Genomic DNA, 13,503 nt, shown 5'->3' with positions numbered 1-13,503 from the left:
GAAGTGGGATTTCTGCTTACTGACGCTCAATAGTCAGGCTGATTTTGACGATTGGTTTGCCTGGCGTCCGCTTGGTCCACCAGTCTTTTATGTGGAAATAGCTGAGCAGGGCAAGCAGGATTGGATAGGCAGTTGACCATACACTGATAAGTGTATGGAGTTTTGAGACTTGAAGTACCAGTGATTCCTTGGTTGCCAAAAGGATGCTCTTATCACGAATGTAGTCTTGAATGCTGTCAAATAAGACCTGCACATCACCAATTTTCGTCAGGGGAGCTTCAGCTACGATGGCTTGAATTTCCGTCCCAATCGCCTGAACATCCAGGTCTTGTATGGCTTGGATATTTTTCCATAAGTCCAGTCCAGTCGAGAGACTAGTCACCAAACCAAAGACAATCAAACCGATTGAGTCCCAGAACAAGAGGCGGTAGCCCCAAAGAATGAAGGTGTTAACCTTGCCGTCCAAGAGCTTGAAGGCCTTGATGAGCTTGCTAGTTAGGACATAGAAGAGAATGATTTCTACTAGGCAGATGAGGACCATGACAAGTAGAAGCAGGATTGCCCGACGCAACCAGCCCTGAACCAGCTGGTCTTGAATCAGATCGCTGATGTTTTCTAGGTCAAGCTGGAAAAGGCCTTGGATTTACTTGTTTAAAATGGTACGTGAAAGAAGAAAATCAAACAAGAAAGTATTAGGTAGATTGCACTCCAAGTAAATGAAGATAGGGATAATTTTTTCACTTTTCATGCCTTTCTTATGCTAACGTTTGCACACCAAGGCATTGTAACATATGTTCAGTTTGAAGTCTAGTGACTGGCTTGCATTCGGCTTATTTTCGTTTATACTTTTCTAGGATTTTAGCTGTTGCTAATCGGATAAACACAAGATAGCAACAGGTCACACCAGCCATTTCCAGCAAGAGTTTCTGCAACTGCTTCCCTACTGTTATGGTAGACTGAGGATTTGCGCCAATCAGAATGGGATATTTTTCTTGGAAGGTAAATCGGAACTGATGTGCCAATAGAAGTAGCATTAATAGGATGAGGGCATAGATAGCAACTTGGAGGAGAAGAGCAAGTAAGGTCAGGCTAGTGGCATATTGACCAGGGGATAGTCCGTTGATAAAGAGGAGACCACGATGTTTGGAAAGGTCAGTCATCAGAAGCCAGACTAAGAGACAGCAGATGACGAGAGGAATCATATAGTTACTAGCTGGAAGAAATTGTAACAAGGTCAGATAAAAATCCTTGGGAGCAGTAGGATAGTGAAAGGTAAGAGTTTGCTCTAGAACTTTTTTATAGACTGTGATACGTTCTGCCAGTTCGCTTCTCGTAAAATGATTGATTCTATTTCCCTTTGCCTCCCAGTTTTGCAAGGTCTGATAGAGTTCTAACTCAGTTTCCAAGACCTCCTGACTTTTGCCTTGGATATGTTCCTTTTCTAAGTAGGTGGTTGCCAGTTCCAAGAGTTTTTTATAATAATCCATGCTTTCCTGGTCTAAGGCTTGGGCCTCCTTATCGTCAGCATACAAGACAATTTCAGCTTCTTTTTTGACTTGTATGATACGGGTTCGATCCTCAAATCGTAGGTTTTCGGCCTCTAGAACATTCCGATAGGACAGAGCAAGTGGAATCAGAGCCACAGCAGTCATGAGGGCTAGAAAAATAGCATTACGTTTCAGTCGTAGAATGAAAAGGAGCAGTAGATTCATGGTCAAGCCTCCCTATTCAAATAGTTCTTTATAGATTTCTTCGGACTGGTGCTCCTGAATGCTAATATCCAATATTTCCACCTGACAAGCCATGAGCTGGTCTAGATAGAAATGCAGACTATGAACACTGGTGTCTACCTGAATGCTATCATTGGCCAAAGTCAGTCCCTTCACTTGCCCAAGTTTCTGAAAAACTGTCTGATTGTCACTAGTCTGAATGGCATATTGTCGCCCAACCTGTTCCAGTTTCCACTCAATGATTTTTCCCTGTTTGAGAAAGAGCAGTTGATCGGTTAGCTGGTCCACCTCGTTTAATTGGTGGGAAGACACGATAATGGTTGAACCATTTTTGGCTAGTTTCTGGAGCAATTTTCTGGTCTGGATGTAGCTGGTTGGGTCCAAGCCGTTCAAGGGTTCATCCAAGAGCATGACCTGGGGCTTGTTCATAATACCGATAGCCAGCAGGAGATGTTGCTTCATTCCTAGGGAATAATTTTTGACAGGGATATTCACATAATCACGGATACCGATTTCTTGGATGACTTCCTCAATCCGCTCTTTGGGTAAACCTTGGATAGTTTGGACCAATCGCAAATGCTCCAGTCCAGTCAATTCAGGGTAGAGGACACGGTTGTCCTGCAGGTAGGCAAAGGTTTGGTAGACATTTGGATTATCGTGCTTTTTGCCATTTATTGAAATCTCTCCCGAATCAACGGTTTGCAGGTTGGCAATGCAGTCTAGGAGGGTTGTCTTTCCAGAACCGTTTGGTCCAATCAAGGCCCAGATTCCAGGCTCCACCAGTTCTAGGTTTAGCTGGTCCAGTATTTTCTTTTTCCCGTAGGATTTGCACAAATTGTGAATGGATAATCGCATGGTTAGACCTCACTTTTTCTTGTCAGGAGATAGAATTGCAGGCAATAGATGAGCAGGTTACTGATGAGAAGGACTGTAAAAACTTTTGGAATACTGTATCCTGTTAATTGATGGTAGATGATAGCACTTCCGTCCGCCAGATTGCCTGCATTCCATAGGCTAAATGGATTGAAGATATGGGGAAAGAAGTTGGCAGAGATGACAAGTCCCAGTGTGATAACCAGTCCTGCCAGTCCATTTTTTAATACTCTAGTCAAGGTCTGTGCCACTCCCAGCAAAAATAGAAGGTAGAGATAGTGCATGCCACAGGCTAGCAAGATGACTTGGTAAATAGGTTTTATGGTTGTGGTGATAAAACTGTAAGCCAGTCCCTTACTGCTATAGGTGGTGACGGGATAGATCCAGCTACTATTTCCATTCAGTAAAAAAGCGATGAGAAACTGGCTAAGATAGAAGGTGAGAAAAAGAGCAGTATATAGTACCAGAAAGGCTAGATACTTGTTTCGCGTAATCTGAATCCTACTCAGACCTAGAGTTTGCAAAAGTCGAATCTGCCGGCTGGTTCCCTGCTGGTCCTTAATGAAAAAATTGGTGAAAGCTAGGAGAAATAGGGGGAGAGAGATGATTAGCCCTAGCTGTTTTTGACCCTGCCAGATTTCATGACTGGTTCCTTTTAAGGCCTGCTGTCCCAGGCTCTTGACGATTTCTCTATCTGTTGGTGTTTTGGGATTCTCAAAGGCTGTTAGGTAAAGCGCGGTTGGAAAGGCTGAGGGTATCTCCTTTTCTAGCAGATACTTGGAAATCAAGAAGGTATTTTCGATGGTTTGTGGGGTAAATTCATAGCTTCGGTAGGAAAGGCTAACGTATTGGCCATCCTGCTGATAGTGCTGGATATTTTTCTCATAAAAATAGGTCCAGTCCTCCTTTTTGACCGCCTCAATCTCCTTCTGGTAGTTGGCAATATAGTCTGTAAAAAATGTTTTTTCAGCCTGATAATCTTCTTCGCTGAGAGTTTGATTCTGATACTGTGTTTCTAAATCTTGTATGATATTTTCAAATTTTTGAATGTATTGTTCATAGTTTTGGATGACATTTAATTTGGCTTGGCGATTTTGGTAGCCTGCTAGAAGGGAACTAGCTAGAATCGTCATCAGCATGACCAAGATAGCGACCAAGTTTTTCTTGATACGGAAAAATAGCTTTCCTTCAATTTGAAACATAGATACCTCCAAGGGAGAAATGGCGAATAGGTAGATATATAAATGTGTTATTTTCTATAATTATAATATCAACATAAATATAAATCAAGAGATTATACAAAGAACTGGAATATTTTTGTCTAATTTGATATACTAAATTTATCATAAACAAGGAGGGTCTTTTATGGAAAAGACACAGATTATTCAAGACGTTTTGGCCCTCATTCAAGACTTGAATCAGGCCTTTCAAGCAGATAAAGTAGGAACAGCTGATGAGCAACGGTTCCAGCATAATTTGACTGAGACGACACGCATATTGTCGGAGGCCAAGACGGTCACCAATTCAGAATTGATTGCGATTGAGAAGTTCTACCGTTCGACTAGTTTTTTGGTTGGACTGGGCGATCTGCGGTTGAGTGAGACTAGCAGGCAGGCTTGGAAGGCCTTTGACCGCTACTACTACCAGACCATCAGAGAAGAGCTGAAACTCTATGGTGGCTCTGCTATTGCCCAAATCTAAAAGATAATAGGAGAGGGTGAGAATCCCTCTTTTGTGCTATAATAAAGTATACGAATTTAGCCGATAGAAAGAGAAGAAGCGAGGTGTGCCATGTCCTACATCCAAGTAAAGAATTCGTCAAAATACTACCAAATGGGGGATGCGACCATTGTGGCAAATGACGGTGTGTCCTTTGAGATTGAAAAGGGGGAGCTGGTCATCATTCTCGGCTCATCTGGTGCGGGCAAATCCACTCTGCTCAATATTTTAGGTGGCATGGATAGCAATGACGAGGGGGAGGTTTGGATTGACGGTGTGGATATCGCACAGCTGTCCAGTCATGAATTGACCAACTACCGCCGTGATGACGTTGGCTTTGTCTTTCAATTTTATAATCTAGTCGCCAACCTGACTGCCAAGGAAAATGTGGAGCTAGCAGCAGAAATTGTCAAGGATGCCTTGGATGCCGAGGAGGTCTTGGAACAGGTCGGACTTGGTCACCGTATCAATAATTTCCCCGCTCAGCTTTCAGGCGGCGAACAACAACGCGTGGCTATTGCCCGTGCTATTGCAAAAAAGCCTAAAATTCTCCTCTGTGATGAACCGACAGGTGCCCTGGATTATCAAACAGGTAAGCAGGTCTTGCAAATCTTACAAGATATGTCCCGCAAGCAGGGGGCGACGGTGATTATCGTTACCCACAATAGTTCCCTAGCCCCTATTGCAGACAGAGTGATTCGAATGCGGGATGCCCGTGTACACTCCGTTGAGTTACACGCAGAACCACAGGATATTGCAAGCCTAGAATATTAGTGGATGAAACTATGAAAAAGAAAATCTACTGGAAGGATATGAGACAATCTCTGCTTTCTTCCAAGGGGCGTTTTTTGTCCATATTTAGCCTGATGATGCTAGGAGCTCTAGCTTTGACAGGTCTGAAAGTAACAGCTCCCAATATGGAAAAGACGGCCCAAGCCTATATAGCCAGTCATCGAACGATGGATTTGGCAGTAATTTCAGGTTTGGGACTTAGTCAAGCTGACCTTGACGAATTAGAAACGATAGAAGGTGCTACTCTTGAAGCAGGCTACTTTAAAGATGTGGTTACTAATGAAGGTCAGACTGCAATTCGGCTGTTTTCAGTTCCCAAGACCCTATCGACCTATAAGCTAGTAGAAGGGGAAATGCCCAGTCAAAAGGGGCAAATAGCCCTATCAGCTTCTTTAAAAAATCGTTACAAATTGGACGATACTGTTCAAGTGACGGAGTCTGATAAGGATGGAAAAATCTTGACACAGACAAGTTTTACTCTTGTGGGCTTTGTCGCATCAGCAGAAATTTGGGACAATGAAACCATGGGCATGGCTGCAAGTGGTGATGGGCAGTTAGGTGGCTACGGCCTTGTTAGTCAGGATACCTTCAAATCAGAAGTTTACACTATTGCCCGTATTCGCTATGATGATTTGGTTGATTTACCATATTACAGTCAGGCCTATCAAGACAGGTTGGACCAGCACCAAGAAGACTTAGAAAAGTTATTGGCTAACAATGATGAACAACGATTGGCAGCTATTCAGTCAGATGGACAGACAGATATTTCAAAAGGGGAAGAGGAAATTGCTCAGGCTCAATCCCAGCTTGAACAGGCAGAGTCAGAACTGGAAACAGGGGAGGAGCAATTAGCGACAGGTCGTAGAGAGTTTGCGCGTGGTAGGGCTAAGGTTGTCCAAACGGAAGCTGAATTACGAGCCGCCCAAGCCCAACTATTAAAAAATAAGTTTGAATTGGAAGAAAGTAAAAAGGAATTGGATGGGCGTAAGGCTCAATTAGAACAGACTGCTTCGTTTCTAGACGGCTATCAGATGGAATTAGAAACGTCAGCCCAGCAGTTAGAAAAGGCCAAGCAAGAATTGGATTCCCAAAATGCCCAACTGAGTCAGACCGCATCTCAGATTTCCACAGGGCGAGCTAGTTGGTTTCAAGCTCAGCAAGAGTTAGACCTTGAAATTGCCAATCACTTGCAAGAAGACCAAACCCTCTCAGACTATCCTGACTTGTTAGCTAGACAGGAAGGTTTGGATGTTGAGAAAAGCCGATTAGACCAAATGGAATCTGTCCATGAGCAGGCCAACCAAGCCTATTTACAAGGTTATGATTACTATCAAACCAAACAAAATGAATACAATAGCAATCTAGCCCAGTACCAAACTTGGAATCAAGAATATCAGGCAGGTTTGGCCCGTTATCAAGCAGGTTTGAGTCAGTATGAACAAGGCATTGCAGCCTACAATAAAGGAGTAGAAGACTATGAATGGGGACTTAGTCAGTTAGAGTCTTCAAATCAACTGCTTCGTCAGGAAGAACTCCGTTTGGAGGAGGCTGATAAAGAGTTAAGTCAAGCTCAATCCCAATTTTCTGAAAAGAAAGCTTCGGCCGATCAAGAAATTAGCCAAGCTCAAACCGAGATTGCTCAGGCCAAATCCGACTTAAGTAAGCTGGAAAAAGCGCCTTATCAGGTCTATACTCGAACAAGCCTACCAGGGGGGGATGGCTATACTACCTATAGCAATGCGACTAGGTCTATTGCAGCAGTGGGCAATGTCTTCCCAGTTGTTCTCTACCTTGTCGCAGCTCTAGTGACCTTTACTACCATGGCCCGTTTTGTCGATGAAGAGCGAACCCAGTCAGGTCTCTTCAAGGCCCTTGGCTATACGAATAGACAGATTATGGCTAAGTTCATTCTCTATGGTTTGGCGGCAGGTCTGGCAGGAACAATAGTCGGCATAATAGCAGGTAATCTCCTCTTGTCTCCACTTATTTCCAACATTATTACGCAGACAACCGTGATAGGACCAGCTAAACTCCATTTTTATCCCCTTTGGACAGGTTTAGCCTTGCTCCTGTCTCTGGCTTCCTCGGTCCTGCCAGCTTACTTGGTGGCTCGTGGGGAACTGACAGAAAAACCTGCTCAGCTACTTTTACCTAAGCCACCGGTTACAGGCTCCAGCATTTGGCTCGAAAAATGGCCGGCTATCTGGTCTCGTCTAAGCTTTACCCATAAGGTGACAGCCCGCAATATCTTCCGCTACAAGCTTCGTATGCTTATGACCATCTTTGGAGTAGCAGGGACCGTCGCCCTTCTTTTTGGAGGACTGGGTATCCGTTCCTCTATTTCAGGAGTTGTCCAACGACAGTTTGGGGAGCTGATCCATTATGATATGTTGGTGGTGGAAAATAGCAGAGCTACTGAGGAAGAGTTGGATAAGTTAACACATTTTCTTCAGTCAGATCAGGTTCGCCAATCCTTGCCAGTGGCTTTTGAACAGCTCAATCAAACGGTGGATGAAAACGGTCAGAGAAAGAATCTATCGATTAGTCTCTACATTTCAGACCGTCGGGATTTTGGAAATCAAGTCAGTATGGAAACTTCGACAGGTCAGCCTATTAAACTGAGTGATAGGGGGATTGTCCTCACAGAAAAATTGGCGCAAATCTACGGAGTCTCAGTTGGTGATAAATTATCACTGACCTTGGAAGATAAGGAAGTTTCAGTCAGGGTAGAGGCTGTGGCTGATATGTACGCAGGGCATTTTATCTATATGACAGATAGCTACTACGAACAAGTGACCGGCAAGCAGAAGACTGCTAATGCCTATCTGGCTCAGTTGAAAGACAGTCAGTTGGGGCATATTCAGACTCTTGCAAGTCAACTCCTAGCGATGCCAGCAGTCAGAAGTTTGGTTCAAAATACTTCTCTTATAGACATGCTTACCACGATTGCAGGCTCGCTTCAGACCATCATGACCATTCTAGTCATTCTATCCATCTTGCTTGGCTTGGTTATTCTTTACAACCTTACAATTATCAATATGTCTGAACGGATTCGTGAATTATCTACCATCAAGGTACTAGGCTTCCACAATAAAGAGGTGACCATGTACATCTATCGTGAAACCATTGCCCTTTCGCTGATTGGTATGTTGGTTGGACTGGTTGGCGGTATCTATCTCCACAAGCTCCTTCTTGCCATGATTGGTTCGGACAGTATCCGATTCAATCCATCTGTCGGACTAGAAGTCTATCTCATTCCTATCTTAGCCATTAGTGGAATTTTGGCTGCTCTTGGTTGGTACGTCAATCACCATCTGAGAAAGGTGGATATGCTGGAGGCCTTGAAGTCGGTTGATTAAAACAGTCTGGGAATAGACTGTTTTAACCCGAGCCATGAAATGGGAGAGCTAGGCACAGTCTGGGAATAGACTGTTTTAACCCGAGCCATGAAATGGGAGAGCTAGGCACAGTCTTGGTTTGGAAGGAATTTTAAAAAGAGAATGACAGTCTTGCGATTCAAAAATCCTAGTGTATCTAGGATTTTTCTGTAAACACAAGTCTAGAAGTATGCTATAATCATCTCATGAAAACAATAAGTGATTTAGGATTAACAGGTCGAAAATTAGTTGGAGAAGGTCTGATCTTAGTCTTCATCGGTCTTGGATTTTTAATTGCTGGTTGGCAATTTCCAGGACTGATTCTTCGATTTGTTCACGCAGGTTTATTCTTTTTAGCTTTATATGAATTAAGCATGATATTTTTCAGAAAGAAGAAGTCGAGTGAAAGTGTACTTGCCCTAGTGGGAAAAGCAGTATTATTTGGAATTTTGGCAAGTATTGATTTGGCTATTCAAATTCCTCTCTATTTTGCAGCTATTTTTATAGGGATTTACCAGCTTTTTACGGCAGTCATTAATTTCATTACTTTCTATCTATATAGAAAAGATGGGGTGCAGCCACGGATTCGTTTTTTGATTGACGGAGTTTGGCTATCCCTGTTAGGCATCGCCTCTCTCTTTGTATCAGGCACACAGCTGGTTGTTCAAACAATTGTCATCGGAGGGTATCTAGTCTTGTACGGACTAACTAATCTGCGTGATGGTTTCTTGTTTGAGGAGGCGATTGAGCAACAAAATCTTAAGCGCCATGTCCGTTTGCCTCTACCTTTATTTTTAGCAGCTTTGATTCCTCGTATGACCTTGCAAAAAGTCAATGATTACTTGGCGGATAATAAGGGACAAACAGCTCAATCTATCTATAACCGCCACAAAGAAATTGCGGAGCTTCCAGCATTAGAAGTCTTTGTACACGTTGGAGAAGAAGGGTTCGGAGCAGTTGGGCATGTTGATTTGAGTTACAAAGGGCAGGTCTACGGTTTTGGTTCATACGATGTCCTGTCAGAGCGTTTGGGTGGTGCAATTGGTGACGGAGTTTTGTTTAAAGCTGAACGTCAGGCCTACATTGATTTTTGTAACCAAGAAGGAATGACTATGTTGGGCTATCAATTAGCATTGAGTTCTGAGCAGGAAAAAGCAGTAGAAACGCGACTAGCTGAAATAGAAGGTTTACTGCTTCCATGGCAACCAAGTGCGGAAAAGGTCTCTAGAAGGCCAGACGGCCAGCCTATCGAAATGTATGCCTACCGCATGAAAGAGGCAATTGGGGCAGCTCTTTTCAAATTTAAAAAATCAAAATTCAAAACCTACTTTGTCCTCTCAACCAACTGCGTCCTTTTGGCTGATTCAGTAATCGGTCAAGCAGGAACAGATGTCCTAGGCTTGCGCGGTTTCATTGCTCCAGGAACCTACCAATCTTACCTAGATCAAGAATATGAAAAACCACATAGTTTAGTAGTAGCAAAGAACATTTATTATCGAAAAGAGAAATCCTAGTCACTGACTGGGATTTTCTATTATTCCAGCCCTCCCTAGTCCACTAAAACATACGTTTCATGCTATAATAGAGACATGAAAAAAAATAAATTATTATTAATCGATGGCTCTTCGGTAGCCTTCCGTGCTTTCTTTGCACTTTATAATCAAATTGATCGTTTTAAGAGTCCGACAGGTCTTCACACCAATGCTATCTACGGCTTCAATCTCATGCTGGACCACATGATGAAGCGGATTGAGCCGACCCACATTCTTGTGGCTTTTGATGCTGGAAAGACCACTTTCCGCACGGAGATGTATGCAGACTATAAGGCAGGTCGTGCCAAGACTCCAGACGAATTCCGTGAGCAGTTTCCTTTTATCCGTCAGATGTTGGATGCCATGGGAGTCAAGCATTACGAACTGGATCAGTATGAGGCAGACGATATTATCGGTACCTTGGACAAAATGGCAGAGCGGACAGACATCCCTTTCGATGTGACCATTGTTAGCGGTGATAAGGATTTGATCCAGCTGACTGATGAGAACACCGTAGTCGAAATTTCCAAGAAAGGCGTTGCCGAATTCGAAGAATTTACCCCAGCCTACCTCATGGAAAAAATGGGGATTAGCCCTACTCAGTTTATTGACCTCAAGGCTTTGATGGGAGATAAGTCCGATAACATTCCTGGCGTGACCAAAATTGGTGAAAAAACAGGTCTAAAACTCCTGACAGAATTTGGTTCTTTGGATGGTATCTACGAAAACATTGACAGCATGAAGGCTTCTAAGATGAAAGAAAACCTGATTGCTGATAAGGAGAAGGCCTTCCTATCTCGTACACTTGCTACCATTGACACCAATGCACCAATCGAAATTGGTCTGGATGACATTGTTTATCAAGGTCCAAAGCTAGAAGAACTAGGACAATTCTACGATGATATGGGCTTCAAGCAATTAAGGGCTCAGTTAGGTACGACCAGCTCGCAAGAGGAAGCGGTACTCGATTTCCAAATCGTAACGGAAATCAACCCCGCTATGCTCAAACAAGACCAGTTTTTCTATTTTGAAATCTTGGGTGAAAATTATCACCGAGAGGATTTGGTTGGTTTAGCTTGGGGAGATAAGGAGAAAATCTATGTCGGAGGGCCTGAGCTACTTGATAGTCCAGTCTTGCGTGACTTTTTAGAACACCAAACCATAAAAACCTATGACTTTAAGCGTGGAAAAGTTCTTCTTGACCGAAAAGAGATTACGCTACCTCCAGCTACTTTCGATAGCCGTCTAGCCAAATACTTGCTTTCCACCGTTGAGGACAATTCCCTAACAACCATTGCCAACCTCTATGGTCAGACCAGTCTTGTTCCAGATGAGGCAGTTTATGGCAAGGGTGCTAAGTTAGACTTGCCAGAACGCGAGGTCTTTTTCCCACACTTGGCACGTAAGGTTCAGGTTTTGATTGAGACAGAAGAGCCGATGTTGACCAAATTAGAAGAAAATCAGCAATTAGATCTTTTGTTTGACATGGAGTTGCCACTGGCAAATGTTTTAGCTAAGATGGAAATTGCTGGTATTAAGGTGGAAGCTGAGACTCTCAAAACTATGCAATCTGAAAACGAAGTTTTGATTGACCAGTTGACCAAGGAAATCTATGAACTAGCTGGTCAGGAATTTAATATCAATTCGCCTAAGCAGCTTGGGACCATTCTCTTTGAAGAGATGGGACTACCGTTGGAATATACCAAGAAAACCAAGACAGGCTATTCAACAGCAGTAGATGTCTTAGAACGATTAGCGCCAATTGCACCAGTTGTGTCAAAAATCTTGGAATACCGTCAGATTACCAAGCTTCAATCAACTTATGTAGTCGGCTTGCAGGATGCCATTTTAGAAGATGGTAAGATCCATACCCGCTATGTACAGGATTTGACACAAACAGGTCGTCTATCTTCGACGGATCCTAACTTGCAAAATATTCCTGTTCGTCTAGAACAAGGGCGCTTGATTCGTAAGGCATTTGTGCCATCGCTTGAAAATAGTGTCCTTTTAGCATCGGACTATTCACAGATTGAATTGCGCGTCTTGGCTCATATTTCTCAGGACAAGCATTTGATTGAGGCCTTCCAGCAAGGTGCAGATATTCACACTTCGACAGCTATGCGGGTCTTCGGTATCGAAAAAGCTGAGGATGTGACACCAAATGACCGTCGGAATGCCAAGGCTGTAAACTTCGGTGTCGTCTATGGTATTTCGGATTTCGGTCTATCCAATAACTTGGGGATTACACGTAAGGAAGCTAAAGCCTATATCGATACCTATTTTGAGCGCTTCCCAGGAATTAAGAATTACATGGAAACCATTGTTCGTGAGGCACGTGATAAGGGGTATGTAGAGACGATTTACAAACGCCGTCGTGAATTACCAGATATAAACTCTCGCAATTTCAATGTCCGTAATTTTGCGGAACGAACAGCCATCAACTCACCAATTCAAGGTTCGGCCGCAGATATTCTCAAAGTAGCCATGATTAATCTCGACAAGGCTTTGACTGAAGCAGGTCTTGCGACACGTATGTTATTGCAAGTACACGATGAGATTGTTTTGGAAGTCCCAGTGGCAGAGCTAGAAACGGTAAAAGCCATGGTAAAAGAGACTATGGAATCGGCGATTAGCCTGTCTGTACCATTGATTGCGGATGAAAATGAGGGACCGACATGGTATGAAGCTAAGTAAGAAAGGAAGAGCATGAAAAAGATAGTTCTTTGTATTGGTCTATGTAGTCTTCTGCTCGCAGGTTGTGGAAAAACAGCGCAGAAGACTGAGAAAACACCAGCTTCCTCAGGGGAAGAGTTTTCAACCACTTTACCGATTTTGCAAGAAAAACAAGATACTACGAACGAACAGTTCAATGTTTTAGCAAATGCAGAGCTTATAGCTGTTAATAGTACACAACCTGCTGACGAAACACAAAAAGGCCACAAGATTTATGCGGCCAATAATGGTGTTGCTGAAAAAGATGAAAATGGGAATATCAAGGAATATTTCCGTTATTATGATGTGCCATCTACTTGGACAATTAATGCAGAAAATACTCAGGATGAGACAGTCGCTGCAGTCTATGATGTTAAAGAAGGTTCCAGCAATTACATGGTCCAACTCTATAATATCAATGCTTTTAATCAGTCTCCATTGGAAGACGGTCGCAATATGACGCCGGAGGAATTAGAAGCACGGATGGTTGAAACAAATCATTCCTTTAGTGAAAAGACAGTTGTCACAATCAATGGTCAGGAATGGCAGGTTGGGCGACAGTTATTAACAGATCAAAAATTAGCTCGTCTGACTTTTTATCGGATGGAATCGACAGCTACTTATGATGACTCCGTGGTTGTGGGTTCAATCTATTATTCCTTAGATCCAGGAACCGATAAAGATCGGACCAACCTTAAAAAGGTTATCGGGCAAGTTAAGGATGTCGTGTACCAAATTGCTAAAAAATAATCAAGGTAGACAAACTAT

At 43.0% G+C, this 13,503-nt stretch carries 10 protein-coding genes; 6 read left to right on the top strand and 4 right to left on the bottom strand.

Annotated elements, in window-relative coordinates; genetic code table 11:
• Positions 1 to 16: 16 nt before the first annotated feature.
• The 4 genes from GPW69_RS07545 to GPW69_RS07530 form a co-directional block, all read right to left on the bottom strand.
• Complete coding sequence (locus GPW69_RS07545) at positions 17 to 571, bottom strand: hypothetical protein (RefSeq protein ID WP_141668706.1); 555 nt, start codon at positions 569 to 571, stop codon at positions 17 to 19.
• Between the two features lie 259 nt (positions 572 to 830).
• The gene (locus GPW69_RS07540) at positions 831 to 1,712 is read right to left on the bottom strand and encodes a hypothetical protein (protein WP_044761267.1); all 882 of its coding nucleotides are present in this window, start codon (positions 1,710 to 1,712) and stop codon (positions 831 to 833) included.
• A 12-nt stretch (positions 1,713 to 1,724) separates the two neighbouring features.
• Entirely contained in the window at positions 1,725 to 2,585 is an 861-nt protein-coding gene (locus GPW69_RS07535; protein ID WP_044761268.1) for an ABC transporter ATP-binding protein, read from the bottom strand.
• 2 nt (positions 2,586 to 2,587) lie between these two features.
• Complete coding sequence (locus GPW69_RS07530) at positions 2,588 to 3,805, bottom strand: hypothetical protein (protein WP_044761269.1); 1,218 nt, start codon at positions 3,803 to 3,805, stop codon at positions 2,588 to 2,590.
• A 163-nt stretch (positions 3,806 to 3,968) separates the two neighbouring features.
• Between GPW69_RS07530 and GPW69_RS07525 the strand changes: the two genes are divergently transcribed.
• From GPW69_RS07525 to GPW69_RS07500, 6 genes are all read left to right on the top strand, one after another.
• The gene (locus GPW69_RS07525; RefSeq protein WP_044761270.1) at positions 3,969 to 4,304 is read left to right on the top strand and encodes a hypothetical protein; all 336 of its coding nucleotides are present in this window, start codon (positions 3,969 to 3,971) and stop codon (positions 4,302 to 4,304) included.
• Between the two features lie 90 nt (positions 4,305 to 4,394).
• Positions 4,395 to 5,096 (top strand): ABC transporter ATP-binding protein, encoded by a 702-nt coding sequence (locus GPW69_RS07520; RefSeq protein ID WP_074391783.1) that lies wholly within the window; start codon positions 4,395 to 4,397, stop codon positions 5,094 to 5,096.
• An 11-nt stretch (positions 5,097 to 5,107) separates the two neighbouring features.
• Entirely contained in the window at positions 5,108 to 8,473 is a 3,366-nt protein-coding gene (locus GPW69_RS07515) for an FtsX-like permease family protein (RefSeq protein ID WP_074391784.1), read from the top strand.
• Between the two features lie 224 nt (positions 8,474 to 8,697).
• A complete protein-coding gene (locus tag GPW69_RS07510) occupies positions 8,698 to 10,005 on the top strand; it encodes a hypothetical protein (protein ID WP_074391785.1) in 1,308 nt (435 codons plus the stop codon).
• Between the two features lie 75 nt (positions 10,006 to 10,080).
• Complete coding sequence (polA, locus tag GPW69_RS07505) at positions 10,081 to 12,717, top strand: DNA polymerase I (RefSeq protein WP_074391786.1); 2,637 nt, start codon at positions 10,081 to 10,083, stop codon at positions 12,715 to 12,717.
• Between the two features lie 12 nt (positions 12,718 to 12,729).
• A complete protein-coding gene (locus GPW69_RS07500; RefSeq protein WP_074391787.1) occupies positions 12,730 to 13,485 on the top strand; it encodes a glucose-6-phosphate isomerase in 756 nt (251 codons plus the stop codon).
• Positions 13,486 to 13,503 lie beyond the last annotated feature (18 nt).

The sequence above is a fragment of the Streptococcus suis genome (genome assembly GCF_902702775.1).
GTDB lineage: Bacteria > Bacillota > Bacilli > Lactobacillales > Streptococcaceae > Streptococcus > Streptococcus hashimotonensis.
Note: the sequence above shows the minus strand (reverse complement) of the source record. Positions and strands in the feature narration are given on the sequence as shown.